Raw genomic sequence first — 25,804 nt, 5'->3', positions numbered from 1 at the left:
AAAATTACGCTTCAACAATTGCCAGAATGTCGCTTTCGGACATGATCAACACTTCTTCATTGTCGATCTTCTCGGATTTCACGCCGTAGCCATCGTTGAAAATTACGATGTCACCAACTTTAACGTCCAGTGGCTGCACAGTTCCGTTTTCCAGAATGCGGCCCTTACCGACAGCGATGATTTCGCCACGCGTTGATTTTGCTGCTGCAGAACCAGTCAGAACGATGCCGCCAGCAGACTTGGTTTCAACTTCTTTACGTTTGACGATCACACGATCATGTAACGGACGAATACTCATTGATAGCTCTCCTTTGAGAAAGTCATTATCAGTTATGGATGACGCCGGTCCGCACGCGGTTTTCCGACTAGTGCCCTGAGAGATGGGGATAGCTTTTTCCCCCTTCAAGGGGCAGACGAAAAAAAATTTGCGAAAGTGTTACCATCGCCTCTCTTTTGATCGTGGCAGGGCGATGTCAATGAGTGGACTAAAACAGGAGTTGGGACTGGCGCAGGGCGTGGGTCTGCTGTCGACCTCCTTGTTAGGTACGGGTGTGTTTGCGGTACCCGCGCTGGCAGCTCTGGTGGCCGGCAATAATAGCCTGTGGGCGTGGCCGGTGCTGATTGTGCTGGTGTTTCCGGTCGCGGTCGTGTTTGCCATCCTCGGACGGCATTTCCCCAGCTCGGGCGGCGTAGCGCACTTTGTCGGTATGGCGTTTGGTCCGCGACTGGAGCGGGTCACCGGCTGGCTGTTTCTTTCTGTTATTCCCGTCGGTCTACCGGCAGCGTTGCATATCGCGACCGGTTTTGGCCAGGCGCTGTTTGGCTGGCATAACGAGCAACTGCTGCTGGCCGAGCTGGGTACGCTGGCCATCGTCTGGTGGGTCGGCTCACGGGGTGCCAGCTCGAGTGCCAACCTGCAAACCGTCGTTGCAATACTGATTGTGGCCCTCATTGTCGCCATCTGGTGGAAAGGGGATATTACGCTGAAGGAGATCCCCTTCCCCGCGGTAAGTGAGGTCAACCATTCGCAGCTGTTCGCTGCGCTGTCGGTGATGTTCTGGTGTTTTGTCGGGCTGGAGGCGTTCGCCCATCTGGCCTCTGAGTTTAAACAACCGGAACGGGATTTCCCGCGCGCCCTGATGATTGGCCTGCTGTTAGCAGGTACCGTTTACTGGGCCTGTACCGTGCTGGTACTGCATTTCAACGCGTTCGCCGCGGATAAAGCGGCCGCTGCCTCGCTGCCGGGCATTGTGGTGCAACTGTTTGGTCTGAAAGCGCTGTGGGTCGCCTGTGTTATTGGCTATCTGGCCTGTTTTGCCAGCCTCAATATCTACATCCAGAGCTTTGCGCGTCTGGTATGGTCGCAGGCGCTTGATAGACCAGAGAGCCGCCTTGCGCGCCTGTCTAAACGTCAGCTGCCGTTGAATGCGCTTAATACCGTGCTGGGCTGCTGCGTCTTGAGTTCGCTATGTATTTACGGGCTGAATATCAATCTTGATGCCCTGATCGTGTACGCCAACGGGATTTTCATCATGATCTACCTGCTGTGCATGCTGGCGGGTTGTCGTCTGCTGAAAGGTCGCTATAAAGCGCTGGCAGTGGTTGGTGGCGTGCTTTGCCTGCTGTTGATGGCGATGGTGGGGTGGAAAAGCCTGTATGCGATTAGCATGCTGGCGGGGCTGTGGCTGTTTTTACCGAAACGCGGCACCCTGTAAAACAAAGCCCGGTAGCGATTCGCTTACCGGGCCTGGCCTCTTTTACCGATCGTCTTTATGGTCTAAACGGTCGCGCTGTTCATCTTTACGCTGATACTCCCCTTCGAAAGTATCACCCGGTCCTGTGCTGAATCCACCACCCGGCATACGGCTAAAACGCAGATGCGGCAGTAGCTTCATGGTCAGGTGTTTTTGCACCGGTGGCAGAAGCAGCAGCAGGCCGAGGAAGTCAGTGAAGAACCCCGGCAGGATCAGCAGCAGGCCAGCAATAATCAGCGAGACGCTTTTGATCATCTCTGCGGCCGGGCTTTCGCCTGCGGCCATCTTCTGCTGCATTATCAGGAAATTTTTGAAACCCTGATTACGCACCAGCGACATGCCGATCACCGAAGTGAAAATCACCAGAATCAGCGTTAACAAGACACCCAGTACATGGGCGACCTGGATAAAAATTGAAATCTCGATGTAAACATAGAGAAAGAAAGCAATAAATGGTACCCAGCGCACTGGCATCTCCTGTGTGGCAGGTGCCCTCAGGCCCCTGTCTGAATGTGTTCGCGAAACGCGTCTGTAAGAAATGGTGACGGTTAGCCAAAATTCAATCGGTTTGCACGGATATTTTTTCTGGAAATTTTAAAGCGGTGACTCATTTCACAGATTAATAATTATCATGGAATCGGGTCGATAATAAGTGATCCAGATTACGGCAATTCGCTATCATCAGCATATGATCTCGAACATCTGGCTGATTGAGGGAATAATCGTCGGTCAGAAAATATTCAAAACCACATAAATACTGTGTGTTTAGTACAATCCATCGGCAGCTTGAAAAGAAGGTTCACATGTTAAACAACATTCGTATCGAAGAAGACTTGTTGGGTACCAGGGAAGTTCCAGCGGATGCCTACTATGGTGTTCACACTCTGAGAGCGATTGAAAACTTCTACATCAGCAACAACAAAATCAGCGACATCCCTGAATTTGTACGTGGCATGGTGATGGTGAAAAAAGCCGCAGCACTGGCCAATAAAGAGCTGCAAACCATTCCAAAAAGCGCGGCAAATGCGATTATCGCTGCCTGCGATGAAGTGCTGAACAACGGCAAATGCATGGATCAGTTCCCGGTCGATGTCTATCAGGGCGGCGCGGGCACCTCCGTCAACATGAACACCAACGAAGTACTGGCAAACATCGGCCTGGAGCTGATGGGTCATCAGAAAGGTGAATACCAGTATCTGAATCCGAACGACCACGTTAATAAATGTCAGTCCACTAACGACGCCTACCCAACCGGCTTCCGTATCGCGGTGTATGCCTCCGTGGTGAAACTGGTGGACGCCATTAATCAGCTGGGTGATGGCTTCCAGCGCAAAGCCGTTGAGTTCCAGGACATCCTGAAAATGGGTCGTACCCAGTTGCAGGACGCGGTTCCGATGACCCTCGGTCAGGAATTCCACGCGTTTAACGTGCTGCTTAACGAAGAAACTAAAAACCTGCTGCGCACCTCCGAGCTGCTGCTGGAAGTGAACCTGGGCGCAACCGCCATCGGCACGCGTCTGAATACGCCGGACGGTTACCAGCAGCTGGCGGTACAGAAGCTGGCTGAAGTCTCTAACCTGCCGGTTGTGCCTGCAGAAGATCTGATTGAAGCCACCTCCGACTGCGGCGCGTACGTTATGGTTCACAGCGCCCTGAAACGTCTGGCGGTGAAACTCTCCAAAATCTGTAATGACCTGCGCCTGCTCTCTTCCGGCCCACGCGCTGGCCTGAATGAAATCAACCTGCCAGAGCTGCAGGCCGGTTCGTCCATCATGCCGGCGAAAGTGAACCCGGTAGTGCCAGAAGTGGTGAACCAGGTCTGCTTTAAAGTCATCGGTAACGATACAACCGTGACCATGGCCTCTGAAGCCGGTCAGCTGCAGCTGAACGTCATGGAGCCGGTCATCGGCCAGGCAATGTTTGAATCCATCCACATTCTGACCAACGCCTGCTACAACCTGCTGGAGAAATGCGTTAACGGCATCACCGCAAACAAAGAAGTTTGTGAAGGGTATGTCTACAACTCCATCGGCATCGTCACCTACCTCAACCCGTTCATCGGCCACCATAACGGCGACATCGTCGGTAAGATTTGCGCCGAAACAGGTAAGAGCGTGCGTGAAGTCGTTCTGGAGCGTGGACTGTTGACCGAAGCCGAGCTGGACGATATCTTCTCGGCCCAGAACCTGATGCACCCGGCATACAAAGCGAAACGATATACCGATGAAAGCGAACAGTAGCAGTTCAGGCTAGGCTTCCTTAAGGCACGTCACTTGTGACGTGCCTTTTTTCTTTATAGGCGTTACCAAAATACAACAATTCAATATCAACTTGTTAATAAGCAAGGCAGGTCCTTATGTTTGGAGCAGAACTCGTCATCGTCCTGTTGGCGATTTATTTGGGAGCAAGACTCGGGGGTATCGGCATTGGTTTTGCCGGCGGTCTCGGGGTGCTCGTACTTACCCTTATCTTTCAGATTAAACCCGGCGCAATCCCTTTTGACGTTATCGAAATCATCATGGCGGTTATTGCCGCTATCGCAGCCATGCAGGTGGCAGGCGGTATGGACTACCTGGTGAGCCTGGCGGAGCGTATGTTACGCCGCCATCCAAAATACATTACCTTCCTTGCCCCGCTGGTGACGTGGTTTATGACCATTCTCGCCGGTACTGGCCACACCGCCTTCTCCACGCTGCCGGTCATTACCGAAGTGGCGAAAGAGCAGGGCATCCGTCCGTCTCGTCCACTCTCGATTGCCGTGGTCGCGTCCCAGATTGCGATTACCGCATCACCTATCTCCGCTGCGGTGGTCTTCTTCGCCGGTATCCTTGAGCCTATGGGCGTGAGTTACCTGACGCTGCTGGCCATCTGTATTCCGGTGACGCTGATTGCAGTGATGATCACCGCCGTGCTGTGTAACTTCCTCGGCGCCGAACTGAAAGACGATCCGGTTTATCAGGAGCGTCTGGCAAAAGGTGAAGTGAAACTGCGTGGTAGCCAGGTCTTCGAACTGAAGCCGCATGCAAAACGCTCCGTCTTGCTGTTCCTGATCGGTATCGTTGCGGTCATGTTCTACGCAACCGCCATCAGTGACACCGTGGGTCTGATCCAGAACCCGGTCCTGCCGCGTAACGAAGCGATTGTGGTATTTATGCTGACTATCGCTACGCTGATCAGCATCACCTGTAAAATCGACACCAGCGAAGTGCTCAACGCCAGCACCTTTAAATCCGGTATGAGCGCCTGTGTGTGTGTACTGGGTGTGGCCTGGCTTGGTGATACCTTCGTGAAAGCTCACATCAGCGATATCCAGACCGTTGCGGGCGACCTGCTGCACAACTATCCGTGGCTCCTGGCTGTGGTGTTGTTCTTTGCCGCAACCCTGCTTTACTCTCAGGCGGCCACCACCAAAGCCCTGATGCCTGCGGCGCTGATGCTGGGTGTTACCCCGCTGACGGCTATTGCCTCGTTTGCTGCCGTTTCTGCACTGTTCGTTTTACCCACCTACCCAACCCTGCTGGCGGCGGTTGAGATGGATGACACTGGCTCGACTCGCATCGGTAAGTACGTGTTTAACCATGCGTTCCTGATCCCGGGCGTGGTGGCTATCTCGCTGTGCGTGATCCTCGGCTTTATCATTGGCGGCATCGTGCTGTAAACAATGATGGGTTGTAAAAATAGTTAAAAACGGGCCGCTCTGCGGCCCGTTTCATTAATGACCAATAGCCTTGCGTGATATAGTGAAGACTTTCGTGATGAGGAGGTCGACTTGTGAACACGCCTGATGCTGTTGTTGTCCTTTGTACCGCCCCTGATGAAGCCTCTGCCCAGGATCTCGCCGCCAAAGTGCTGGCCGAAAAACTGGCAGCCTGCGTGACGCTCCTTCCTGGCGCCACCTCCCTTTACTACTGGGAAGGTAAACTGGAGCAGGAGTACGAAGTCCAGATGTTGCTCAAAACCAATCTGGCGAACCAGCAGGCACTCCTGGACTGCCTCAAATCTCATCATCCTTATCAAACCCCCGAACTGCTGGTATTGCCAGTGGTCCACGGCGACAACGATTATCTCTCATGGCTCAACGCTTCCTTACGCTGATCCTGCTGCTGTGCAGCACATCAGTTTTTGCCGGGTTATTTGACGCTCCCGGCCGTTCGAACGTTATTTCTGCCGACCAGGCATTTGTTTTCGATTTTCAACAAGACCAGCATGACCTGAATCTTACCTGGCAGATAAAAGAGGGGTATTACCTCTATCGCAAGCAGGTCAGCATCACGCCTGCTCAGGCAAAGGTAGGCCCACTTCAGATGCCTGCGGGCGAGTGGCATGAAGACGAGTTTTTCGGTAAAAGTGAAATCTATCGCCAGCGGTTAAGCGTGCCCGTGGCGGTCAATCAGGTCGATAAAGGCGCCACCGTGACCGTCACGTATCAGGGCTGTGCCGACGCGGGCTTCTGCTATCCGCCGGAAACCAAAGTCATTCCGCTGAGCGAAGTTAAAGCGGCCGACAGTATGCCTGCGCCTCCCGCAGATGAGAGCGCCGGAATGAAGGACGACGGTCACACAGCGCTGCCCTTCTCCGCCTTGTGGGCTTTACTGATTGGTATCGGCATCGCCTTCACGCCGTGCGTGCTGCCCATGTATCCGCTTATCTCCGGGATTGTCCTCGGCGGCAAGCAACGTCTTTCAACCGCACGCGCCCTGCTGCTGGCCTTTATCTACGTGCAGGGTATGGCGTTAACCTACACCGCACTTGGCCTCGTGGTTGCTGCTGCCGGACTGCAGTTCCAGGCTGCACTTCAGCACCCTTATGTGCTGGCTGGCCTGTCGATCGTATTTATTGTGCTGGCGCTGTCGATGTTTGGTTTGTTCAGCTTACAGCTGCCGTCCGCGTTGCAGACTCGCTTAACGCTGATGAGTAACCGTCAGCAGGGTGGTTCCCCGGGCGGCGTGTTCGTGATGGGTGCCATCGCCGGGTTGATTTGCTCACCGTGCACTACCGCGCCACTGAGCGCGATACTGCTGTATATTGCCCAGAGCGGTAACCTGTGGCTCGGCGGTGGTACGTTGTATCTCTACGCGCTGGGAATGGGTCTGCCATTGATTCTGGTAACGGTATTTGGCAACCGTCTGCTGCCCAAGAGCGGCCCGTGGATGGAGACGGTGAAAACCGCGTTTGGTTTTGTCATTCTGGCGCTGCCGGTGTTCTTGCTCGAGCGTATTATCGGCGACGTCTGGGGGATGCGCCTGTGGGCAATGCTCGGCGTTGCCTTCTTCTGTTGGGCGTTTATCACAAGCCTGGCAGCGAAAAAGCCGTGGATGCGTCTGGTGCAAATCCTCCTGCTCGCCGCCGCGCTGGTGAGCGTACGGCCACTGCAGGACTGGGCATTTGGCACACCCGCGGGACAAACGCAGGCGCATTTGAACTTCATCCAGATAAAGAACGTGGATGAACTCAACAGCGCGCTGGCACAGGCGAAAGGCAAACCGGTCATGCTGGATCTGTATGCTGACTGGTGTGTCGCCTGTAAAGAATTCGAAAAGTACACGTTTAGCGATCCGCAGGTGCAAAGTGCACTGAAAGAGACGGTTCTGCTCCAGGCGAACGTCACCGCCAACAGTACAGCGGATAAGGCACTGCTGAAGCAACTTAACGTGCTGGGTCTGCCAACCATTCTGTTCTTCAATGAACAGGGCCAGGAGCAGCCCGCACAGCGTGTAACCGGGTTTATGGACGCGACGGCATTCAGCGCGCATTTGCGCAATCGCCAACCGTAAACAACACTTGAAACGGGACAAACCGTTGGGAATAACGGAGGAGATAACCGTGCAACGCGAAGACGTACTGGGACAAGCCCTGCAATTACTTGAGATTCAAGGGATCGCCAGCACCACGCTTGAGATGGTAGCCGACCGTATTGATTATCCTCTGGATGAACTCATGCGCTTCTGGCCGGATAAAGAGGCGCTGCTTTACGATGCCCTGCGTTATCTCAGCCAGCAGGTTGATGTCTGGCGCAGGCAGCTGATGTTAAATGAAGAACTGACTGCGGAGCAAAAGTTGCTGGCGCGTTATACCGCCCTGAGCGAATGCGTAAGCAACAACCGTTATCCGGGTTGCCTGTTTATTGCCGCCTGCACCTTCTACCCTGACCCCGGTCATCCTATCCATCAACTGGCGGATCAGCAAAAGCGGGCGGCGCATGATTTCACGCATGAACTGCTGACCACGCTCGAAGTGGATGACCCAGCGATGGTCGCTAAGCAGATGGAGCTGGTACTGGAAGGTTGCCTGAGCCGCATGCTGGTAAACCGTAGCCAGGCCGATGTGGATACAGCACACCGTCTGGCCGAAGATATCCTGCGTTTTGCGCAGTGTCGTATGGGTGGTGCGCTGACGTAATCTGTCTGAAGAATTTGACCTGTTCGGCGCGTAAACCGTCAGATTGACGCAAAGTTAAGCAGTTGAACGGCTTTTCCCGAAATAGTGTTGACGATCAGGCGCGATTGCGGTTTAATGCGCTCCGTTGCCCGGATAGCTCAGTCGGTAGAGCAGGGGATTGAAAATCCCCGTGTCCTTGGTTCGATTCCGAGTCCGGGCACCACTATTTAAAGAACCCAGCCTATGGCTGGGTTTTTGCTTTTCTGCGTCTGATAAACTCTCCTGTAACCACTCTCTGGTCACATCCTCGTAAACCTGTTCCTGCAGTATTTCATGGCGCTTAAAGTGGTCCTGTGCACGCTAAATTCCGTACTGATCTGAAGTGTTTGGGGGATCCTGAAGGGAGATGATGAGGTTTGGGGTTACCATATCGTGGCTTCGCCTTGTCTGGCGGCACTCTTTGGGGTATTCAGATGTGTATTTCGCGCCCCAAAGCAAAAAACCCCGCACCATACGGTGCGGGGTTCTTTTAATTGATGCCTGGCAGTTCCCTACTCTCGCATGGGGAGACCCCACACTACCATCGGCGCTACGGCGTTTCACTTCTGAGTTCGGCATGGGGTCAGGTGGGACCACCGCGCTAAAGCCGCCAGGCAAATTCTGTTATCTGTATCAGCTGAAAATCGTCTCTCACCGCCAAAACATCTTCGGCGTTGTAAGGTTAAGCCTCACGGTTCATTAGTATCGGTTAGCTCAACGCATCGCTGCGCTTACACACCCGACCTATCAACGTCGTAGTCTTCAACGTTCCTTCAGGAGACTTAAAGTCTCAGGGAGAACTCATCTCGGGGCAAGTTTCGTGCTTAGATGCTTTCAGCACTTATCTCTTCCGCATTTAGCTACCGGGCAGTGCCATTGGCATGACAACCCGAACACCAGTGATGCGTCCACTCCGGTCCTCTCGTACTAGGAGCAGCCCCCCTCAATTCTCCAGCGCCCACGGCAGATAGGGACCGAACTGTCTCACGACGTTCTAAACCCAGCTCGCGTACCACTTTAAATGGCGAACAGCCATACCCTTGGGACCTACTTCAGCCCCAGGATGTGATGAGCCGACATCGAGGTGCCAAACACCGCCGTCGATATGAACTCTTGGGCGGTATCAGCCTGTTATCCCCGGAGTACCTTTTATCCGTTGAGCGATGGCCCTTCCATTCAGAACCACCGGATCACTATGACCTGCTTTCGCACCTGCTCGAGCCGTCACTCTCGCAGTCAAGCTAGCTTATGCCATTGCACTAACCTCCTGATGTCCGACCAGGATTAGCTAACCTTCGTGCTCCTCCGTTACTCTTTGGGAGGAGACCGCCCCAGTCAAACTACCCACCAGACACTGTCCGCAACCCGGATTACGGGTCTACGTTAGAACACCAGCCATTAAAGGGTGGTATTTCAAGGTTGGCTCCACGCAGACTGGCGTCCACGCTTCAAAGCCTCCCACCTATCCTACACATCAAGGACCAGTGTTCAGTGTCAAGCTATAGTAAAGGTTCACGGGGTCTTTCCGTCTTGCCGCGGGTACACTGCATCTTCACAGCGAGTTCAATTTCACTGAGTCTCGGGTGGAGACAGCCTGGCCATCATTACGCCATTCGTGCAGGTCGGAACTTACCCGACAAGGAATTTCGCTACCTTAGGACCGTTATAGTTACGGCCGCCGTTTACCGGGGCTTCGATCAAGAGCTTCGCGTTACCGCTAACCCCATCAATTAACCTTCCGGCACCGGGCAGGCGTCACACCGTATACGTCCACTTTCGTGTTTGCACAGTGCTGTGTTTTTAATAAACAGTTGCAGCCAGCTGGTATCTTCGACTGATTTCAGCTCCACCCGCAGGGGCTTCACCTACATATCAGCGTGCCTTCTCCCGAAGTTACGGCACCATTTTGCCTAGTTCCTTCACCCGAGTTCTCTCAAGCGCCTTGGTATTCTCTACCTGACCACCTGTGTCGGTTTGGGGTACGATTTCGTGTTACCTGATGCTTAGAGGCTTTTCCTGGAAGCAGGGCATTTGTTACTTCAGCACCGTAGTGCCTCGTCATCACACCTCAGCGTTAATAAACGACCGGATTTACCTAATCGTTCCGCCTACATGCTTAAACCGGGACAACCGTCGCCCGGCTAACATAGCCTTCTCCGTCCCCCCTTCGCAGTAACACCAAGTACAGGAATATTAACCTGTTTCCCATCGACTACGCCTTTCGGCCTCGCCTTAGGGGTCGACTCACCCTGCCCCGATTAACGTTGGACAGGAACCCTTGGTCTTCCGGCGAGCGGGCTTTTCACCCGCTTTATCGTTACTTATGTCAGCATTCGCACTTCTGATACCTCCAGCACCCCTCACAGGACACCTTCAACGGCTTACAGAACGCTCCCCTACCCAACAACGCATAAGCGTCGCTGCCGCAGCTTCGGTGCATGGTTTAGCCCCGTTACATCTTCCGCGCAGGCCGACTCGACCAGTGAGCTATTACGCTTTCTTTAAATGATGGCTGCTTCTAAGCCAACATCCTGGCTGTCTGTGCCTTCCCACATCGTTTCCCACTTAACCATGACTTTGGGACCTTAGCTGGCGGTCTGGGTTGTTTCCCTCTTCACGACGGACGTTAGCACCCGCCGTGTGTCTCCCGTGATAACATTCTTCGGTATTCGTAGTTTGCATCGGGTTGGTAAGCCGGGATGGCCCCCTAGCCGAAACAGTGCTCTACCCCCGAAGATGAGTTCACGAGGCGCTACCTAAATAGCTTTCGGGGAGAACCAGCTATCTCCCGGTTTGATTGGCCTTTCACCCCCAGCCACAAGTCATCCGCTAATTTTTCAACATTAGTCGGTTCGGTCCTCCAGTTAGTGTTACCCAACCTTCAACCTGCCCATGGCTAGATCACCGGGTTTCGGGTCTATACCCTGCAACTTAACGCCCAGTTAAGACTCGGTTTCCCTTCGGCTCCCCTATACGGTTAACCTTGCTACAGAATATAAGTCGCTGACCCATTATACAAAAGGTACGCAGTCACCCCATAAAAGAGGCTCCCACTGCTTGTACGTACACGGTTTCAGGTTCTTTTTCACTCCCCTCGCCGGGGTTCTTTTCGCCTTTCCCTCACGGTACTGGTTCACTATCGGTCAGTCAGGAGTATTTAGCCTTGGAGGATGGTCCCCCCATATTCAGACAGGATACCACGTGTCCCGCCCTACTCTTCGAGTTCACAACCTGTGTGCTTTCGTGTACGGGACTGTCACCCTGTACCGTGCGACTTTCCAGACGCTTCCACTAACACACAAGCTGATTCAGACTCTGGGCTGCTCCCCGTTCGCTCGCCGCTACTGGGGGAATCTCGGTTGATTTCTTTTCCTCGGGGTACTTAGATGTTTCAGTTCCCCCGGTTCGCCTCGTTAACCTATGTATTCAGTTAACGATAGTGTGTCGGAACACACTGGGTTTCCCCATTCGGACATCGCCGGGTCAAAGGTTCATATCACCTCGCCGGCGCTTTTCGCAGATTAGCACGTCCTTCATCGCCTCTGACTGCCAGGGCATCCACCGTGTACGCTTAGTCGCTTAACCTCACAACCCGAAGATGTTTCTTTCGATTCATCACCGGCTTGCGAAAATTTGAGAGACTCGAACACACATTAACTGTGTGTCGTTTCAATTTTCAGCTTGATCCAGATTTTTAAAGAGCAAATATCTCAAACGTCACCCGAAGATGAGTTTTGAGATATGTCGGCAGGTGACTTTCACTCACGAACCAGCAAGTGGCGTCCCCTAGGGGATTCGAACCCCTGTTACCGCCGTGAAAGGGCGGTGTCCTGGGCCTCTAGACGAAGGGGACACTGAAGTCTCAATCGCAAGACGCCTTGCTATTTACTTTTCATCAGACAATCTGTGTGAGCACTACAAAGGCAGGTTCTTTAAGGTAAGGAGGTGATCCAACCGCAGGTTCCCCTACGGTTACCTTGTTACGACTTCACCCCAGTCATGAATCACAAAGTGGTAAGCGCCCTCCCGAAGGTTAAGCTACCTACTTCTTTTGCAACCCACTCCCATGGTGTGACGGGCGGTGTGTACAAGGCCCGGGAACGTATTCACCGTAGCATTCTGATCTACGATTACTAGCGATTCCGACTTCATGGAGTCGAGTTGCAGACTCCAATCCGGACTACGACGCACTTTATGAGGTCCGCTTGCTCTCGCGAGTTCGCTTCTCTTTGTATGCGCCATTGTAGCACGTGTGTAGCCCTACTCGTAAGGGCCATGATGACTTGACGTCATCCCCACCTTCCTCCAGTTTATCACTGGCAGTCTCCTTTGAGTTCCCGGCCGGACCGCTGGCAACAAAGGATAAGGGTTGCGCTCGTTGCGGGACTTAACCCAACATTTCACAACACGAGCTGACGACAGCCATGCAGCACCTGTCTCAGAGTTCCCGAAGGCACCAATCCATCTCTGGAAAGTTCTCTGGATGTCAAGAGTAGGTAAGGTTCTTCGCGTTGCATCGAATTAAACCACATGCTCCACCGCTTGTGCGGGCCCCCGTCAATTCATTTGAGTTTTAACCTTGCGGCCGTACTCCCCAGGCGGTCGACTTAACGCGTTAGCTCCGGAAGCCACGCCTCAAGGGCACAACCTCCAAGTCGACATCGTTTACGGCGTGGACTACCAGGGTATCTAATCCTGTTTGCTCCCCACGCTTTCGCACCTGAGCGTCAGTCTTTGTCCAGGGGGCCGCCTTCGCCACCGGTATTCCTCCAGATCTCTACGCATTTCACCGCTACACCTGGAATTCTACCCCCCTCTACAAGACTCTAGCCTGCCAGTTTCGAATGCAGTTCCCAGGTTGAGCCCGGGGATTTCACATCCGACTTGACAGACCGCCTGCGTGCGCTTTACGCCCAGTAATTCCGATTAACGCTTGCACCCTCCGTATTACCGCGGCTGCTGGCACGGAGTTAGCCGGTGCTTCTTCTGCGGGTAACGTCAATTGCTGCGGTTATTAACCGCAACACCTTCCTCCCCGCTGAAAGTACTTTACAACCCGAAGGCCTTCTTCATACACGCGGCATGGCTGCATCAGGCTTGCGCCCATTGTGCAATATTCCCCACTGCTGCCTCCCGTAGGAGTCTGGACCGTGTCTCAGTTCCAGTGTGGCTGGTCATCCTCTCAGACCAGCTAGGGATCGTCGCCTAGGTGAGCCGTTACCCCACCTACTAGCTAATCCCATCTGGGCACATCTGATGGCAAGAGGCCCGAAGGTCCCCCTCTTTGGTCTTGCGACGTTATGCGGTATTAGCTACCGTTTCCAGTAGTTATCCCCCTCCATCAGGCAGTTTCCCAGACATTACTCACCCGTCCGCCACTCGTCACCCGAGAGCAAGCTCTCTGTGCTACCGTTCGACTTGCATGTGTTAGGCCTGCCGCCAGCGTTCAATCTGAGCCATGATCAAACTCTTCAATTTAAGTTTGATGCTCGTGAATTAAACTTCGTAATGAATTACGTATGTTCACTCAGAGACTTGGTATTCATTTTTTGTCCGAAGACATTAAGAATCCATGTCACTTTGAGTGCCCACACAGATTGTCTGATAAATTGTTAAAGAGCAGTTGCGACGCGGCTTACAGCTCACCGTCGCGAGGTGGCGTATATTACGCTTTCCTCTTTCAGAGTCAACCCTGAAATTCAGGATTTTTTCTCTTCAACCGACCGGGTTATCTGTGAAGTGATTCACATCCGCCGTGTCGATGGAGGCGCATTATAGGGAGTTCTCAGCAGGCCGCAACCTAAAAGTTGCAAAAAGATGACTGACTGCTGTATTCCCCAGCAAAACCCCGCTTTATACCCTTTTACGCACAGACTTATCCACAATTGAGGCGGGATCTCTGTGCGATCCTACGGATTAACAGGCAAGATCAACTATACTAGCGACAAATATTCCCCCACCAGGCCACCCCATGACCACACAACAACTGACGCGTGACTGGCGCCTTCCTACAGCAGGCATCATGTTGCTGGCGATCCTCTTAGCCGGGTTTACCCTGCATACGCACTGGAACACCTTTCTTCAGTGGTGCCTTGCCACGCAAATTACCCTGCACCGTTATCTGGTGATGTACCTGCTCCAGCTTAACAACCACCAGTACAGCGGCGGGTTATGGCTATTAACCGGCGCCTTCTTCTATGGCGTGTTGCACGCCATCGGGCCGGGGCATGGGAAATTCATTGTGACGACCTACCTCACGACAAATAAAGAAAGCGAACGGGCCGCCCGGGTCGTTCCTTTTCTTGGCAGCCTGATGCAGGGCGTCAGCGCCATTCTCTTTGTCTTTATTCTGGCGGTAGGGTTTAACCTCGCATCGGGGGATATCAGTACCAGCCGCTGGTACGTCGAGAAGATCAGCGCGGTGCTCATCGGTGCATTTGGTGTATTTGTCATTTACCAGGCGCTGAAAAGCCTGCGACCTCGCCGGATGGTTATCTCAGCCATCACGCCCCTTCATCAACATAATGAACACTGTGGTTGTGGTCATCACGGTGTAGGTGCAGATCTGGCGCAAGGCGACTGGAAAACCCGGTTGGGCGTCATACTGGCGATTGGTGCGCGCCCGTGCAGCGGGGCGATCATGATCCTGATGTTTTCAAATGCGCTGGGTATTGTTACCTGGGGGATGGCCGCGGTCATGACCATGTCGCTGGGAACGGCGTTGTCGATTATGGGCCTGTCCCTGGCGGTACGTTATGCCCGAGAGCGGACGGTGGCCTGGTTTGGCGGCGGGGCTTCACTCAGCTGGCTGGTTCCGGTCTTTAAAATAGCCGGCGGGATAGTCCTGATCCTGTTCGCAACCGTGCTGTTCCTGACGGTACTCCCCATCAGCGCCAATGGCGATTACATCGCCGCAGGCTGCTAATAAAAGAAAACCCGCCAGCGGCGGGTTTTTTTATTACTCGTTGATTCGTGGATGCTGGTCCACCAGGCGGGAGCGTTTTTGCTGCAGCTCTTCAATCTCTGCATCAATGTCTTCAATCTTCTGCTCTACATTATCGTAGTGTTCGCGCAGGATCTCTTTCGCTTCCTGGATATCAGACGCCGCAGGCGTGGCCCCTTTAAGAGGACGATTCGCCGTCTCCTTCATGGTAATACCGGTAATCAAACCAATCACCGCGATAACCATCAGGTAATAAGCCGGCATCATCAGGTTCTGCGTACTTTCCACCAGCGAGGCGGCAAGCGTCGGGGTCAGACCGGCAATCAGCACCGAGATGTTAAAGGCAGCCGCCAGCGCACTGTACCGAATGTGTGTCGGGAACATCGCAGGCAGCGTCGACGCCATCACCCCGATAAAGCAGTTAAGGATCACCGCCAGCATCAGCAGACCGGCAAAAATCAGACCCAGCACATTACTGTTAATCAGAATAAAGGCCGGGATTGCCAGGGCAAACAGCGCGACACTCCCCAGAATAATGAACGGTCGACGGCCAAAGCGGTCACTCAACAGCCCCATAATCGGCTGCACAAACAGCATACCCACCATGATGGCGATAATAATCAGCACACCGTGGTCTTCTGAATAGTGCAGGTTATGCGACAGATAGCTCGGCATGTAGGTCAACAGCATGTAGTAGGTCACGTTCGTGGAGATGACCAGACCAATACAGGTCAGCAGACTGCGCCAGTGCTTCGTCGCAATCTCTTTAAAGGAGACTTTCGGGCCATCCTGCAGCCCTTCTCGGTCGCCCTGCTCCAGCTTCTCAACGTGCTGCTGGAACGCCGGCGTTTCTTCAAGAGCATGACGCAGGTAAAGACCGATAATCCCTAACGGCAGCGCCAGGAAGAACGGAATACGCCAGCCCCAGGAGAGGAAGTTCTCTTCACCGACGACGGTAGAAATCAGCACCACTACGCCCGCACCCAGGACAAACCCGGCAATCGAGCCGAAGTCCAGCCAGCTTCCCATAAAGCCGCGCTTACGGTCCGGGGAATACTCTGCGACAAAGATAGAGGCACCCGTATACTCACCGCCTACGGAGAAGCCCTGGGCCATCTTACAAAGCAGCAGCAGAATCGGAGCCCAAATGCCGATGCTGGCATAGGACGGTATCAGGCCGATACAGAACGTACTGATCGACATAATGACAATGGTGATAGCAAGGATCTTCTGGCGACCATATTTATCGCCAAGCATACCGAAGAACAGACCACCCAGCGGGCGAATCAGGAAGGGGACGGAGAACGTACCCAGCGCGGCAATCATCTGCAGACTGGGGTCGGCGCCGGGGAAGAACACTTTACCTAACGCATAGGCCACAAAGCCGTAAACACCAAAATCGAACCATTCCATCGCATTACCCAGCGAGGCGGCGGTGATCGCTTTGCGCAGTTTGGCATCATCAATAATGGTGACGTCGCGAAGCGTGATGGGTTTGATTTTTTTCCTTCTGAGCATAGCTATCCTCGTAGACTCGGCCCTGTCCGTTTCACAGTCCCGTATGCGATCTGTGAACCATGGGATCCGCTCCATGCGAATCGCCTTATTCAAGCGTAGCAGGTTTACTTACATTGACGTTTTACGTCGATACAACCGAACCTGTTGACGCCTGCCTGGGCAGTTAATGACCTTTTTACCCTACCAGCGTTTATATTTGTGATCAACTTCACACATATATTTATGTTACGTCAGCTGGCTGCAGTTTTTGTCAATTAGCGCAAATCTGCACGTTCTCAATCGCCATAAAAACACATCCTCACACACGTCATTATTTCCCGGACAAGGGAAAATGAAACCCCATTACTTCACATCAGATTTACATAAATTCTAACCCTCCGACGCGCGTTTAAAACGTTTACGTCAATATGTGATGTAGATAACTAAAACACTGTTTTATTTTCATTGAATCATCATTCCAATGATCGCATGATAATTCCGAATACCACGTTCCCGGTGCTGTGGCACCGCGTTTACCAGGATCGCTTTTTTAGTTTTATTGCATGGGTAATGACACCATCGAACCCAAATACATTCAATTCATTGAATTTATTGATTTATTTTTTAGTTTTTTGCCGCCCGCCATGCGGGATACGATTTGAGGGTTATCTATGAAGATTAAAGCCACGATTGAACGCATACCGGGCGGTATGATGCTGGTTCCGCTTGTACTGGGCGCTATCCTGAATACCCTGGCTCCTGAAACCGGCGCTTATTTTGGCGGGTTCACAAAAGGGATGATTACGGGCACCGTTCCCATTCTGGCCGTCTGGTTCTTTTGTATCGGCGCCTCAATTAATTTACGGGCAACAGGCACCGTATTACGGAAATCCGGCACGCTGGTGATTACGAAAATTGCCGTGGCCTGGGTAGTGGCAATGATCTGTGCGATGTTCATTCCGGAGAATGGAATTCAGACCGGATTCTTCGCCGGATTATCGGTTCTGGCAATTGTCTCTGCGATGGATATGACCAACGGCGGTTTGTATGCCAGCCTGATGAACCAGTACGGCACCAAAGAAGAGTCAGGTGCATTTGTCCTGATGTCTCTGGAGTCCGGCCCGCTGATGACCATGCTGATTCTGGGCTCTGCTGGCCTGGCGTCCTTTGAACCCCACCACTTTATTGGCGCGATCCTGCCCTTCCTGATCGGTTTTGCTCTGGGTAACCTGGATCACGATCTGCGTGATTTCTTCAGCAAAGCCACGCCGGTGCTGATCCCGTTCTTCGGTTTTGCGCTGGGTAACACCATCAACCTGAATGTCATCCTCGATACGGGTCTGCTGGGTATCGTGCTGGGCGTGGCGGTTATCATCATCACCGGTATTCCGCTGATTATTGCCGACCGGATCATTGGGGGAGGAAACGGAACGGCGGGGATCGCCGCCTCTTCAGCCGCAGGTGCAGCCGTGGCCAACCCGGTAATCATTGCGCAGATTAACCCGGCTTTTGAACCGGTGGCCGCGTCCGCGACGGCACTGGTTGCAGCCAGCGTGATTGTAACTGCGATTCTGGTTCCCATCATCACCGCTCTGTACGCAAAACGCGTCGGACATGTTGCTGAGGTTCAGACAGAGCCTAATCCTGTTGAAACACACCATTAACCGGTGCCCCCCTCCCGGTGAGAGGGGGATTTCAGCCACCAAAAATCTCTTCCACCATCCCATCCACAAGCCGTTTTGCCGAGCACAGCCTCGGCATACCCAGCGCGACAGTGTGCCAGCTTTGCGTCACCGACCAGCTCACCGGATGGTTATCCGCCTGACACCAGTCGCCCAGCCAGCCGAGCATGTCTTTATGATCTATCAGTCCCGGCGATGCGGGCGTTGTCAGCCACTGATGGTAGAAATGGCGGGTGGAAGGAGAAGCGTTGATGCCCTGCGCAAGATAGTTTGCCGCCATACTGCGTAAGTTATCCTTGAGCATCGCCGCCATGTCTTCATTCGCCAGGCGACAGGCATCACCAAATGCACCCCAGCGCAGCTCTTCCAGGACGACATAGCAACGCCCGGCCAGCGACCAGCCATCGTAGTGACCGGCTCGCCAGCGGGTAAAAATTTGTTCGCTGTGCTCACCCGCCTGCACCGTCAGCCCTCGCTGGGAGAGCGCCTTCTCTTTATAGGCGGCTCGTTGCGTAAAATGAGCGGAAAGCTCAGCGTACTGCTGAATCAGGCCGGGCGATTGCTGGGCCCGCGGGTTAGTCTGCTGACGCAGCGCAATCAATTTGTCTGCCATCAGCGTCAGCGCAAGGTGCCCGGGGTCAAGCATACCGGCCAGCTTTTCCGCCAGCCCCAGGCGCAGCGCCGCATTTTCATTAAGCATACCCGCCATCGCCCAGGGCCGTAGCCGGGTATGCGTCATGATCTCCTGGGTCAAACGCTCACGAAACTGCAGCTGTTGTGGTCCCGGGTGGGGATGACGCGCCGCGTCTACCCCCTGAACCAGATCGACCATAAATTTTGGATGAATACACTCCAGCGTTCGCCCGGGGCCGTCCAGTAGTTGTGTTGTCATGGTTGTTCTGCCGCGAATAGGGTTTGAATATCATCGCGTAACAGTCGGGTATCTTCCTGTATCCACGTCGCAGTCGTGATACTTTGCTTTAACAGCTGGCTGAGCGCTCGGGTCGAATGCTCATTTTGCTGACGTACTGCGAGGCTATCACGCAAACTTTCCTGTAACCCGGTCAGGCATAACGAAAATTCCGCAAAGAACGTTGCCATCCCCGCCGTAACAGAGACATCGACCTGGGCGGTCAAAGCTTTACGGATTTGTTCACAGAACTGATCGATATGCTGCTTGAATTTTTCATGCAGCTGTTCAATATCAATGACATAGCGTGTGCGTGCAACAACATAATCTTCCCAGCCCCAGCCCGGGTTATTCAGCCAGCGAGAGACGGTTTCACGCATGCTCGCCGCGCCCGCTGGCTGGCCTGCCGGGCGGTGATCCTGCGCAATCGCATCGTTAAACAGCGCCCGGGTGTTGAAGTTAAGTTGATGCGCCTGAAACGCCGGGAAGCTTATCCGCGCGCGAAAACCCGCATGGCTGAGTTGTTCTTTAATACGCGTTTCGATTGGCCGCATGGCTTCATTCAGCGAGCGCGCCAGCGTCGACTCCAGTTGATCGAAGCGTAACGCCAGCTCCCGACCGATCTTCGTCTGCGCATCCAGCATGATCAGCTCGCAGGAGGAGCGGATTTTACTCAGCGCAATTTGCGCCTGCCCTTCATCATCCAGTACCAGCTGTTTCAGCGCCTGCGGCTCGTCACGGCGAAGATCCCGCGGTTCGATGCCAGCCAGGTCGAGAACAGAGCGGGCGCTAAACACATGGCTAATTGCCTGCTGGAGTGAAGTATTCTGCGACATCATAAAGTCAGCGGTGGCGTTAAGCGCCTGCTCCACTTCATGCTTCACTTCGTCGCTCACCACGCGCTGACGCGTATGCAGCAGCGCCATGTCCTCTTCCAGGCGCGCGATATTCAATTCCAGCGCCTCAAAAGCGACCGTCAGCCCCTGGTAGCGGAAGTCCAGGTACTCCCGGGCATTTTGGGCGTAGTTAAGCAGCTTATGCGACGCCGAACGCAGAGCGAAGAGCGATGCATTGGCATAGGCGGCATAAATAAGCTTGCGGATCGGCTGTTCAAATAACGAATCTTCCCACAGCAAATCGGCAGCATGACGAATATGGTCGATGTCGTCCAAATCCTCCGTACGCCAGCGGCGTCCCAGCGCGGCTTCGGCAAAATCCTGAACCCAGCGCTGCTCCTTGTGATCCGGTAGCTGACCGTGGGTAGTCATCTCATAACGGGCGCGGTTCGCCAGATACGCCCACATCGACGAAACGGGATAAATTTGCCCCGGCGAAATATTCCCTTTCATTAAGGTGCCGGAGATCATCGCTTTAACCTGTTCTTCATCGTCGCTGTTACGATCTTTCTGATCGAATTTATTGACCAGCGCATACAGCGGCACCGATTTACCGGCGACTGAAATGGCCTGCCGGACCTCGTGATCGGAAATCGATTTGAGCTGGGTGTAATCCATCACCGCCAGCACCGCCGACGCGCGGGATAACTGCTCGCTCAGCATTTTTTGCAGATGCGGTTGCCCGGCCTCATTCGGCCCGGGGGTATCAAGCAGCGTCAGTTGCCCAAGGTGGGCATCCAGACCCGCGAGATGCACGAACTCCACTTCGATCACCGGAATGTGTTCGATGGCCGCATATTCAGAGAACGGAAACTCGACGCCTAACGCCTGTGAGAGCCTCACCAGGTCGTTAAGGCTTTTCAGACAATGAAATATCGGCTGCGCACCCAGGTGATGCTTCTCGAAAGCCTCACCTTTTTCAATTCTTTCCAGCAGCGTAATCATGTCCTTATCAATTTCCAGACGTTGCGCCAGCTTCCCGCGATCGTAATCGCAGAGCTTTTTCTGTAACAGGAGGATTAATTCATCGATAGGAGAGACGTGAGCAAAATGGAGCACCGGCTCTTTCTGACCCGGCGTATGACGGATCAATGTCGGAAGCGCCGTCATCGGGCGGTTGCGGTTCGGTAACACTTCGGTTCCGACAATGGCATTAATGGTGGTCGATTTCCCCGCTTTCATGGTGCCCACAATTGCCAGCACCATTTCCAGACGGGTTATTTTCCGTAATTCATTATTCAGCATAGCCTGCTGGGCTTCGACACCCCGCGCACTAAAATGCAAAGGTAAGACGTTGTTCTTTTCACCCGTAATGGCTGCGGCGGTGCTTTCCAGCTTCGCCGTCGGCATTGATTTCAACGTATCAAGATTTTGCAGGGCGAGCTGTAACAAACGCTCTGCTTCCTGGCTTAATTCAAAAATGGTCTGTGTGTGCATGATAAAAGCCTTTCCTTAACGCAAATTTATTACTTTTATTAAGCCACTGGTTTTAATTATGTTGTTCAGGCTTATATGATCACGTGTGGAAAACATGTTCACCGAAATATAACTGATTGAAGATAATCAGAAATAAATCGCTATCCTTGCATGGCGTGTAAAGCTTCCCCTCTGGCATGACAGCCAAAAGATAAAAGCCTGGCCCATTTTTAAGAAACTTCAGGATATATCATCATTATTTACCCACCTAAAAAGAGAGGTAATGCGTCACCGCCATAAGATATGAATGACGGGGAAGTCAGGAGATAAATAACAATGTGTCGCTTCACCTTATCCGAAATGGAGGTGCGTAGCAATTTGCTGCAATAAAATATTCGATATATTTACTGCCATTTCTTTCCACCGTGTTAATGCCGTCAGCATCGCTTAACTGACTGACAGGAAATGTCACTGGCGACACGCTTTTTGCTTTTTTTTTTAAATAGAATATCACCGACAACGGTGTGGATTTGCGTTATACTTGCCCCCTTTTTCGGCACCCAGCCGTCATTTTGCTGGCACTTTCCAGCGTGTTACGCACTTTTTGAGGATAACCTTATGCAACTCCCACACTGCCCGAAATGCAATTCTGAATACACCTATGAAGATAATGGCATGTTCATCTGCCCGGAATGCGCTCACGAATGGAATGACGCCGAGCCGTCGCACGATACTGATACGCTTGTTGTAAAAGATGCGAACGGTAATCTGCTGGCTGATGGCGACAGCGTCACCGTGATTAAAGATTTGAAGGTTAAAGGCAGCTCTTCCATGCTGAAGATCGGCACTAAAGTGAAGAATATCCGTCTGGTAGAAGGCGACCATAATATTGACTGCAAAATTGACGGCTTTGGCCCGATGAAACTGAAATCAGAGTTTGTGAAAAAGAACTGATTTACCCGCCCGGTGGCGCTTCGCTTACCGGGCTGGCGAGAACTACACTTAACGGGCTCTTCTTACGTGAGGTATAGATTATGCCGTTAAGTCCCTACATCTCTTTCGCCGGTAACTGTGCCGAGGCCTCCGCCTTTTATCAGCACGCCGTCGGCGCAGAGCTCCTCTATAAAATCACCTTCGGTGAAATGCCAAAAGGCGACAGCAGCGAAGAAGGCTGTCCGTCTGGCATGCAGTTTCCGGATTCGGCGATCGCCCACTCGAATGTTCGCATTGCGGGCAGCGATATCATGATGAGTGATGGGCAGCCGCCCGGCAGCAAAGCGCAGTATGCCGGGTTCACGCTGGTGCTGGACACCCAGGACGTGGCGGAAGGCAAACGCTGGTTCGACAATCTGGCCGCGGAAGGCCATATCGAAATGGCCTGGCAGGAGACCTTCTGGGCGCACGGTTTCGGTAAAGTCACCGACAAATACGGCGTGCCGTGGATGATTAACGTCGTTAAGCAACAGCAGTGATCTTCTGGCGGTGGGCAGTCTGCCCCCGCCTGTCATCAAACTCCCCTCAACTCTTCAAACTCCCGCAACCGAGACTTAACCCAAATGTCATATTGATGCGCCAGCATGAGGCCACATTTATTGTGAGGCCCAGCATATGCAAACTGTTATCCGCGTCGAGAAACTGAGCAAGACCTTTCATCACAACAAGGCCCTGCATGCCGTTGATCTGACCGTCCAGCAGGGCGAAATGGTGGCGCTCCTGGGGCCATCCGGCTCTGGTAAATCCACCCTTATGCGTCATTTAAGCGGCCTTATCACCTGTGATAAGACCTCAGAAAGCCACGTCGAGCTGCTGGGCAACACCGTGCAGCGTGCAGGACGCCTGGCGCGGGATATCCGCAAAAGCCGCGCCCAGACGGGCTATATCTTCCAGCAGTTCAACCTGGTCAATCGCCTGACGGTACTGGAGAACGTGCTGATTGGCGCGCTCGGCAGCACCCCGTTCTGGCGTACCTGTCTGCGCTGGTTCTCCCCCTCTCAAAAGCAGGAAGCGTTGCAGGCGCTGACCCGCGTCGGAATGGCGCATTTCGCCCACCAGCGCGTCTCCACACTTTCCGGTGGACAGCAGCAGCGCGTGGCGATCGCCCGTGCCCTGATGCAAAAAGCGCAAATCATTCTTGCCGATGAACCCATCGCCTCGCTGGACCCGGAATCGGCTCGCATCGTGATGGAAACCCTGCGCGACATCAACCTCAACGACGGCATCACCGTAGTGGTGACGCTGCACCAGGTGGACTACGCCCTGCGCTATTGCGAGCGCATCGTCGCGTTGCGTCAGGGGCATGTGTTCTTTGATGGCCCAAGCCATCAGTTTGATAACGACCGTTTCGACCATCTCTACCGCAGCATTAACCGCGTCGAAGAGAACGCGCAGGCTGCTTAATTAAAACCGATCCGAGGAAAGTACATGAGCTACAAAGCCGTTGCCGCGCTGGCGTTTACCAGCATGTTCAGCATAAGCACTCTGTTAAGCCCTGCGTACGCCCAGGAGCAGGAAAAAGCGCTGAACTTTGGCATTATTTCGACGGAATCACAGCAGAACCTGAAACCTCAGTGGGAACCGTTCCTGAAAGATATGGAAACCAAACTGGGGATCAAAGTGAACGCCTTCTTCGCCCCGGACTATGCGGGCATCATCCAGGGGATGCGCTTTAACAAAGTCGACATCGCCTGGTACGGTAACCTCTCCGCCATGGAAGCGGTGGATCGCGCGAACGGCCAGGTCTTTGCCCAGACCGTTGCCGCGGATGGCTCTCCGGGTTACTGGAGCGTGCTGATCGTCAATAAAGACAGCCCCATCAACAACCTGAACGACATGCTCGCCAAACGTAAAGAGCTGACGTTTGGTAACGGCGATCCCAACTCCACCTCTGGTTTCCTTGTGCCGGGCTATTACGTCTTTGCTAAAAACAACGCCTCTGCCAGCGAGTTTAAGCGCACCGTGAACGCCAGCCATGAAACCAACGCGCTGGCCGTGGCCAATAAGCAGGTGGATGTCGCCACGAATAACACCGAGAACCTCGACAAGCTGAAAACCTCGGCACCGGACAAGCTGAAAGCGCTGAAGGTTATCTGGAAATCCCCTCTGATCCCGGGCGACCCCATCGTCTGGCGCAAAAACCTGTCTGAGACCACCAAAGACAAGGTGTACGACTTCTTTATGAATTACGGCAAAACGCCGGAAGAAAAAACGGTTCTGGAACGCCTGGGCTGGGCACCTTTCCGCCCGTCAAGCGACCTGCAACTGGTCCCGATTCGCCAGCTGGCGCTGTTTAAAGAGATGCAGGGCGTGAAGGACAACAAGGGCCTGAAGGAGGAGGAGAAGAGCAGCAAAGTGGCTGCGATTCAGGCTCAGCTCGAAGACCTTGACCGCCTGACCGCGGCGCTCGGCGCCATGAGCAGCGTGAATAAAGCGGTGCAATAACGCTTACCGCCCTCTCCCGGTGGGAGAGGGCATTCAGACCAAAGGGGCACACATGCAGACCATCACTCTCCCACCGCCGAAACGCAGCTGGTTCTCGCTTTTTAGCTGGGCCATTTTGCTTGCGGTGCTCGTTATCTCCTGGCAGGGCGCAGAAATGGATCCGCTGCTGCTGTTTAAAGATGCCGGCAATATGGCCACTTTTGCCGCCGACTTCTTCCCGCCTGATTTCAGCCAGTGGCAGGATTACCTCAGCGAAATGGCGGTCACTCTGCAAATTGCCGTCTGGGGCACCGCCCTGGCCGTCATCCTTTCTGTTCCGTTCGGCCTGATGAGCGCCGAGAACATCGTACCGTGGTGGATTTACCAACCGATGCGTCGCCTGATGGACGCCTGCCGCGCCATCAACGAAATGGTCTTTGCCATGCTGTTCGTGGTGGCCGTCGGCCTGGGTCCGTTCGCCGGGGTGATGGCGCTGTTTATTCATACCACCGGCGTGCTCTCCAAGCTGCTCTCCGAAGCGGTGGAAGCTATCGAGCCGGGCCCGGTCGAAGGGATCCGCGCAACGGGCGCCAACAAAATTGAAGAGATTCTCTTCGGCGTACTGCCCCAGGTAATGCCGCTGCTGATCTCCTACTCCCTGTACCGTTTCGAATCCAACGTTCGTTCCGCCACCGTCGTCGGCATGGTGGGCGCAGGCGGTATTGGCGTCACGCTGTGGGAAGCGATTCGCGGGTTCCAGTTCCAGCAAACCTGCGCCCTGATGGTGCTCATTATCATCACCGTCAGCCTGCTGGATTTTATGTCTCAACGTTTGCGTAAGCACTTCATCTGAGAAGCGAGGCTTTGATTTG

Annotated in this window: 18 protein-coding genes, 2 tRNA genes and 3 rRNA genes; 14 read left to right on the top strand and 9 right to left on the bottom strand. The window is 53.7% G+C overall.

The window, feature by feature from the left end; genetic code table 11:
- Positions 1 to 4: 4 nt before the first annotated feature.
- Entirely contained in the window at positions 5 to 298 is a 294-nt protein-coding gene (locus HV340_RS01825) for a co-chaperone GroES (RefSeq protein WP_003855929.1), read from the bottom strand.
- A 178-nt stretch (positions 299 to 476) separates the two neighbouring features.
- On the opposite strand from HV340_RS01825, the gene yjeH reads away from it, so the two are divergent.
- Complete coding sequence (gene yjeH / locus HV340_RS01820) at positions 477 to 1,715, top strand: L-methionine/branched-chain amino acid transporter (protein ID WP_063925745.1); 1,239 nt, start codon at positions 477 to 479, stop codon at positions 1,713 to 1,715.
- Positions 1,716 to 1,757: 42 nt separating this feature from the next.
- On the opposite strand, the gene HV340_RS01815 is transcribed toward yjeH, so the two are convergent.
- Entirely contained in the window at positions 1,758 to 2,222 is a 465-nt protein-coding gene (locus HV340_RS01815) for an FxsA family protein (RefSeq protein ID WP_020882967.1), read from the bottom strand.
- 335 nt (positions 2,223 to 2,557) lie between these two features.
- Here HV340_RS01815 and aspA point away from each other — a divergent pair, with 335 nt between their 5' ends.
- From aspA to HV340_RS01785, 6 genes are all read left to right on the top strand, one after another.
- Complete coding sequence (gene aspA / locus HV340_RS01810; protein WP_020882968.1) at positions 2,558 to 3,994, top strand: aspartate ammonia-lyase; 1,437 nt, start codon at positions 2,558 to 2,560, stop codon at positions 3,992 to 3,994.
- A 116-nt stretch (positions 3,995 to 4,110) separates the two neighbouring features.
- Positions 4,111 to 5,412 (top strand): anaerobic C4-dicarboxylate transporter, encoded by a 1,302-nt coding sequence (locus tag HV340_RS01805; RefSeq protein ID WP_006178930.1) that lies wholly within the window; start codon positions 4,111 to 4,113, stop codon positions 5,410 to 5,412.
- A gap of 113 nt (positions 5,413 to 5,525) precedes the next feature.
- Positions 5,526 to 5,849, top strand: a complete 324-nt coding sequence (gene cutA, locus HV340_RS01800; protein ID WP_014168278.1) for a divalent cation tolerance protein CutA — start codon at positions 5,526 to 5,528, stop codon at positions 5,847 to 5,849.
- Complete coding sequence (locus tag HV340_RS01795) at positions 5,825 to 7,528, top strand: protein-disulfide reductase DsbD (protein ID WP_063925746.1); 1,704 nt, start codon at positions 5,825 to 5,827, stop codon at positions 7,526 to 7,528. The genes cutA and HV340_RS01795 overlap by 25 nt, the downstream gene beginning before the upstream one ends.
- A gap of 49 nt (positions 7,529 to 7,577) precedes the next feature.
- A complete protein-coding gene (locus HV340_RS01790) occupies positions 7,578 to 8,153 on the top strand; it encodes a transcriptional regulator (RefSeq protein ID WP_020882970.1) in 576 nt (191 codons plus the stop codon).
- Between the two features lie 126 nt (positions 8,154 to 8,279).
- Positions 8,280 to 8,355, top strand: a tRNA-Phe gene (locus HV340_RS01785).
- A gap of 315 nt (positions 8,356 to 8,670) precedes the next feature.
- Here HV340_RS01785 and rrf read toward each other — a convergent pair.
- The 4 genes from rrf to HV340_RS01765 all read right to left on the bottom strand — a co-directional run bounded on the left by rrf (position 8,671) and on the right by HV340_RS01765 (position 13,649).
- Positions 8,671 to 8,786 (bottom strand): 5S ribosomal RNA (gene rrf, locus HV340_RS01780).
- Positions 8,787 to 8,849: 63 nt separating this feature from the next.
- Positions 8,850 to 11,756 (bottom strand): 23S ribosomal RNA (locus tag HV340_RS01775).
- 192 nt (positions 11,757 to 11,948) lie between these two features.
- Positions 11,949 to 12,024: transfer RNA gene (locus HV340_RS01770), tRNA-Glu, on the bottom strand.
- A gap of 85 nt (positions 12,025 to 12,109) precedes the next feature.
- Positions 12,110 to 13,649, bottom strand: a 16S ribosomal RNA gene (locus HV340_RS01765).
- Together the 16S, 23S and 5S rRNA genes with 1 tRNA gene alongside form the textbook arrangement of a ribosomal RNA operon.
- Positions 13,650 to 14,142: 493 nt before the next feature.
- Between HV340_RS01765 and HV340_RS01760 the strand changes: the two genes are divergently transcribed.
- Positions 14,143 to 15,096, top strand: a complete 954-nt coding sequence (locus HV340_RS01760; protein ID WP_047355931.1) for a nickel/cobalt transporter — start codon at positions 14,143 to 14,145, stop codon at positions 15,094 to 15,096.
- A gap of 33 nt (positions 15,097 to 15,129) precedes the next feature.
- On the opposite strand, the gene proP is transcribed toward HV340_RS01760, so the two are convergent.
- On the bottom strand, positions 15,130 to 16,632 hold the full coding sequence (gene proP / locus HV340_RS01755; protein ID WP_020882807.1) for a glycine betaine/L-proline transporter ProP: 1,503 nt from the start codon (positions 16,630 to 16,632) through the stop codon (positions 15,130 to 15,132).
- Positions 16,633 to 17,282: 650 nt separating this feature from the next.
- On the opposite strand from proP, the gene kdgT reads away from it, so the two are divergent.
- Positions 17,283 to 18,275, top strand: coding sequence for a 2-keto-3-deoxygluconate transporter (gene kdgT, locus HV340_RS01750; RefSeq protein ID WP_181216262.1), 993 nt, complete (start codon positions 17,283 to 17,285; stop codon positions 18,273 to 18,275).
- 31 nt (positions 18,276 to 18,306) lie between these two features.
- Here the strand turns inward: kdgT and HV340_RS01745 are convergent, their stop codons facing one another.
- Entirely contained in the window at positions 18,307 to 19,185 is an 879-nt protein-coding gene (locus HV340_RS01745) for a diguanylate cyclase regulator RdcB family protein (RefSeq protein WP_181216261.1), read from the bottom strand.
- Positions 19,182 to 21,536: a clamp-binding protein CrfC gene (gene crfC, locus HV340_RS01740; RefSeq protein ID WP_047355930.1), complete on the bottom strand. Its 2,355-nt coding sequence runs from the start codon at positions 21,534 to 21,536 to the stop codon at positions 19,182 to 19,184. The genes HV340_RS01745 and crfC overlap by 4 nt, the downstream gene beginning before the upstream one ends.
- A gap of 597 nt (positions 21,537 to 22,133) precedes the next feature.
- Here crfC and HV340_RS01735 point away from each other — a divergent pair.
- From HV340_RS01735 to phnE, 5 genes are all read left to right on the top strand, one after another.
- Entirely contained in the window at positions 22,134 to 22,469 is a 336-nt protein-coding gene (locus tag HV340_RS01735; RefSeq protein ID WP_020882810.1) for a zinc ribbon domain-containing protein YjdM, read from the top strand.
- Positions 22,470 to 22,549: 80 nt separating this feature from the next.
- On the top strand, positions 22,550 to 22,987 hold the full coding sequence (yjdN, locus tag HV340_RS01730) for a VOC family metalloprotein YjdN (protein ID WP_014168269.1): 438 nt from the start codon (positions 22,550 to 22,552) through the stop codon (positions 22,985 to 22,987).
- A 136-nt stretch (positions 22,988 to 23,123) separates the two neighbouring features.
- Entirely contained in the window at positions 23,124 to 23,912 is a 789-nt protein-coding gene (phnC, locus tag HV340_RS01725; protein ID WP_014168268.1) for a phosphonate ABC transporter ATP-binding protein, read from the top strand.
- Positions 23,913 to 23,936: 24 nt separating this feature from the next.
- Positions 23,937 to 24,953, top strand: a complete 1,017-nt coding sequence (gene phnD / locus HV340_RS01720; protein WP_014168267.1) for a phosphonate ABC transporter substrate-binding protein — start codon at positions 23,937 to 23,939, stop codon at positions 24,951 to 24,953.
- Positions 24,954 to 25,005: 52 nt separating this feature from the next.
- Positions 25,006 to 25,785 carry a phosphonate ABC transporter, permease protein PhnE gene (gene phnE, locus HV340_RS01715; RefSeq protein ID WP_025206369.1) on the top strand — a complete coding sequence of 260 codons (780 nt, stop codon included), beginning with the start codon at positions 25,006 to 25,008 and terminating at the stop codon, positions 25,783 to 25,785.
- The last annotated feature ends 19 nt before the right edge of the window (positions 25,786 to 25,804 follow it).

It is taken from the genome of Enterobacter sp. RHBSTW-00975, from assembly GCF_013615235.1.
GTDB classification, from domain to species: domain Bacteria; phylum Pseudomonadota; class Gammaproteobacteria; order Enterobacterales; family Enterobacteriaceae; genus Enterobacter; species Enterobacter ludwigii.
This window is presented reverse-complemented; position numbering and strand designations above follow the sequence as displayed.

Bases quoted from the DNA above. Each gene is read 5' to 3' on its own strand.
- HV340_RS01795 (WP_063925746.1), top strand. From the start codon at position 5,825: ATGGCTCAACGCTTCCTTACGCTGATCCTGCTGCTGTGCAGCACATCA.
- phnE (WP_025206369.1), top strand. From the start codon at position 25,006: ATGCAGACCATCACTCTCCCACCGCCGAAACGCAGCTGGTTCTCGCTT.
- yjdN (WP_014168269.1), top strand. From the start codon at position 22,550: ATGCCGTTAAGTCCCTACATCTCTTTCGCCGGTAACTGTGCCGAGGCC.
- HV340_RS01760 (WP_047355931.1), top strand. From the start codon at position 14,143: ATGACCACACAACAACTGACGCGTGACTGGCGCCTTCCTACAGCAGGC.
- HV340_RS01825 (WP_003855929.1), bottom strand. From the start codon at position 298: ATGAGTATTCGTCCGTTACATGATCGTGTGATCGTCAAACGTAAAGAA.
- proP (WP_020882807.1), bottom strand. From the start codon at position 16,632: ATGCTCAGAAGGAAAAAAATCAAACCCATCACGCTTCGCGACGTCACC.
- yjeH (WP_063925745.1), top strand. From the start codon at position 477: ATGAGTGGACTAAAACAGGAGTTGGGACTGGCGCAGGGCGTGGGTCTG.
- phnC (WP_014168268.1), top strand. From the start codon at position 23,124: ATGCAAACTGTTATCCGCGTCGAGAAACTGAGCAAGACCTTTCATCAC.
- crfC (WP_047355930.1), bottom strand. From the start codon at position 21,536: ATGCACACACAGACCATTTTTGAATTAAGCCAGGAAGCAGAGCGTTTG.
- kdgT (WP_181216262.1), top strand. From the start codon at position 17,283: ATGAAGATTAAAGCCACGATTGAACGCATACCGGGCGGTATGATGCTG.
- HV340_RS01745 (WP_181216261.1), bottom strand. From the start codon at position 19,185: ATGACAACACAACTACTGGACGGCCCCGGGCGAACGCTGGAGTGTATT.
- phnD (WP_014168267.1), top strand. From the start codon at position 23,937: ATGAGCTACAAAGCCGTTGCCGCGCTGGCGTTTACCAGCATGTTCAGC.
- HV340_RS01735 (WP_020882810.1), top strand. From the start codon at position 22,134: ATGCAACTCCCACACTGCCCGAAATGCAATTCTGAATACACCTATGAA.
- aspA (WP_020882968.1), top strand. From the start codon at position 2,558: ATGTTAAACAACATTCGTATCGAAGAAGACTTGTTGGGTACCAGGGAA.
- HV340_RS01805 (WP_006178930.1), top strand. From the start codon at position 4,111: ATGTTTGGAGCAGAACTCGTCATCGTCCTGTTGGCGATTTATTTGGGA.